The organism is Pelomonas sp. KK5 (assembly GCF_001984095.1).
Lineage (GTDB): Bacteria > Pseudomonadota > Gammaproteobacteria > Burkholderiales > Burkholderiaceae_C > KK5.
In genome coordinates, this window is the sequence record NZ_LYVQ01000414.1 from 1 (window position 1) to 2,579 (window position 2,579).

A 2,579-nucleotide genomic window follows, 5' to 3' on the forward strand; every position below is an offset into this window, starting at 1 on the left:
TGGAAGCCCAGGCCCGCCAGCAGCGCCTGCGCATCGACAAGGACAAGCTGTCCTTCACCGTCAAGTCCGAGCGCGACGGCTTCGTCCACCTGCTGGTCTACGGGCCTGACGGCTCGCTGATGGTGCTGTTCCCGCGCAGCGACGACGGCCCGATCCCGATCAAGGCCGGCCAGACGCTGACCCTGCCCAAGGCGCCCTTCGACCTCGTGACCGCCGACCCGGCGGGCCCGGAAACCTTTGTGGTGCTGGTCAGCGAAAAGCAGCGCAACTTCAAGGCCATCGGCGCCGTGCCCGAGGAGCCCTTCCTGAAGCTGCCCACCGGCCCGAATGCCGACATGCTGCTGCAGCAGTGGACGCGCCCGACGCCGATGCTGCTGGGAGCCGCCCCGGCGGGCTGCCAGGGCGCCGGCTGCGACAACTACGGGGCTGCCAAGTTCGCCGTCGAGGTGGTCCGTTAGGCCCCTGCCTGGCGGTCAGGCGTCGAGGTCCAGCTCCACGCCTTCCTTGGCCCCGTGCCCGCTGCTCTTGTCGTAGGCATCCTGCCTCTTCTGCGCTGCGTCCTGCGCCTTCTCGATGAGGTCCTTGAGGCTGTCCTTGTCCAGCGACTTGGCGGCCTTCAGCGCCTTCTTCAGGTCTTCCAGGCAGGCGACCTGGATATCGTGGTGCTTGTTCTCGTGCGCCTGCAGGGCCTTGAACATCGCGTCCCAGGAGGCCTTCTGCGGCTTGGTGGCGCTGCTGTAGCCGCTCCAGGCGGGCAGCTCGATCACCGGGTTCAGCACCATGGTGACGCTGACGATATTGCCGTCGCCATCGGTCTTGGCGCCGCTCTGGGCGTTCTGCGTGGCGTCGTAGAGGCCCCACTCGTCGCGCTTGTCCAGGTTCTTCAGCACCTCGGCCAGCGTCTTGCCGCCGACGGTGAACTTGGACACCTTGGGCTTGTTGATGGTGATGTCGAGCTTGAGGTCGGCCATGGCGGCGGCTCCGGGTCAATCAGTGGAAGCCGCTCATTCTGCTAACGAACAGGTTCGACGGCATCCCGCCGCTTGTTGAAGAGACCCGGGCTCACCAGTCCCGCTCGCCCAGGATCTTCTCGCCCAGCTCGCTCAGCGACGCACGGCCGTAGCGGGTCTTCTCCCAGCCGCGCGGATCGCCCGGGAAGGCGAAGCCCTGCGGCGCCTCGCAGTCGTGCCAGGCGCGCACCCGCTCATCGCGCAGCGCGGGGTCGTGGCCCTGGGCGGGAGCGAAGGAGATGTACTGCGCCAGCCGCACTTGGTCGGCCGAGGTGTTGGGGCGGATGCCATGGGCCAGCAGGCTGTTGAAGATCAGCAGGTCGCCGGCCTTCATCGGCACGAAGCGCAGCGGCCAGGGCACCGTGTCCAGGTCCGGGCGGAAGCCGTTGCGGCCCTGGGGCGCAGTGCGGCGCCAGCCCTGGAAATGCTCGAACAGCTCCGGCAGGCACTGGAAGCCGCCGGTGGCCTCGCTGGTGTCGGACAGGGCCAGCACGCCCTGCACATTGATGGGCAGCGGGTCCAGCGTGGTGTCGGCATCCCAGTGGATGAAGCCGCCGAAGGCGCGGGCGCCGCGGTTGGGCGTGTTCAGGTTGGCGCGGTCCAGGCTCACCCACAGGTCCTCGCGGTCCCAGATGTCCACGAAGGCGTCGTAGACCCGCTGCGTCTGGCGGTTGTCCCACAGCCGCTGGTTCTGGTAGACCTCGACCATGCCCGAGCCGTTCAGCTCGGCCATCTCGTGGCTGCGGCGTTCGGGCTGGTCCCAGGAGGCGGGGTCGCGCGGATCGAGCTGCTGGAACTCCCAGAGGAAGTCCACGGTGCGCTGAACCTGTTCGTTACTCACCGCCTGGGGAATCACGACGAAGCCGAAGCGCTGCCAGTGGGCGAAGTCGGCCTCGCTCAGCACGCGCAGCGGCAGCGCCTTCTTCAGCTCGCGCAGCTGCGGGCCCTGGGCGTGGGCGAGGCTGGGGTTGCCGGGGGTCTTGTCGGTCCTGCGATCGAAAACGGGGCGGTAGCGGTCGTTCATCGGGTGTCTCCTTGCGTGGAACGGATTCTGCGAATCTCGGCCCCGGCCGCGTTGCCTGCCGATGACGATGATTGATACGATCCTGACCTTTTCCAATCATCAAAGAGCATTCGCATGAAAGCCCAGTTCGAGCAGGTCAGGGTGGCGCCGGGAGAGTCCTGGACCCTGCTGTGGCGCGAGCTGCCCGAGTTGCCCTTCCTCTGGCACTACCACCCGGAGTACGAGCTGACGCTGACGCTCAATGCCCGCGGCCAGCGCCATGTGGGCGACAGCCTGGAGGACTTCGAGCCCGGCGACCTCGTGCTGCTGGGGCCCAACCAGCCGCACACCTGGGCCGCCCGCGAACGGCCCGACCCCGAGGTGCCGATGCTGGCCGTGGTGGTCTGGTTCAGCGAGGCCTGGCTGGCCCGGCTGATCGACGGCTGGCCGGAGCTGGCCGGCCTGAAGGGCCTGGCCGCCGGCGCCGGGCGCGGGCTGCAGTTCTCACCGGCGGTGGCTGCGGTGGTGCAGCCGCTGCTGATGGCCCTGCAAGACCTGACCCCGGC

Annotated in this window: 4 protein-coding genes; 2 read left to right on the forward strand and 2 right to left on the reverse strand. The window is 68.4% G+C overall.

The annotated features are described in order from the left end of the window. The coding region (locus B0W88_RS31125; protein ID WP_144007115.1) for a DUF4384 domain-containing protein at positions 1–458 on the forward strand (458 nt) is incomplete at its 5' end. Between the two features lie 15 nt (positions 459–473). Here B0W88_RS31125 and B0W88_RS31130 read toward each other — a convergent pair. Together B0W88_RS31130 and B0W88_RS31135 are read right to left on the reverse strand one after the other, a co-directional pair. Further along, the gene (locus B0W88_RS31130; RefSeq protein ID WP_077038340.1) at positions 474–971 is read right to left on the reverse strand and encodes a DUF922 domain-containing protein; all 498 of its coding nucleotides are present in this window, start codon (positions 969–971) and stop codon (positions 474–476) included. Positions 972–1,062: 91 nt separating this feature from the next. After that, positions 1,063–2,034: a phytanoyl-CoA dioxygenase family protein gene (locus tag B0W88_RS31135; protein ID WP_077038341.1), complete on the reverse strand. Its 972-nt coding sequence runs from the start codon at positions 2,032–2,034 to the stop codon at positions 1,063–1,065. A gap of 114 nt (positions 2,035–2,148) precedes the next feature. On the opposite strand from B0W88_RS31135, the gene B0W88_RS31140 reads away from it, so the two are divergent. After that, positions 2,149–2,579, forward strand: a 431-nt coding sequence (locus tag B0W88_RS31140; protein WP_144007116.1) for a cupin domain-containing protein, incomplete at its 3' end; no start/stop codon positions are given.

Excerpts from the sequence above, each read along its gene's own strand:
- B0W88_RS31130 (WP_077038340.1), bottom strand. The coding sequence starts at position 971 with ATGGCCGACCTCAAGCTCGACATCACCATCAACAAGCCCAAGGTGTCC.
- B0W88_RS31135 (WP_077038341.1), bottom strand. The coding sequence starts at position 2,034 with ATGAACGACCGCTACCGCCCCGTTTTCGATCGCAGGACCGACAAGACC.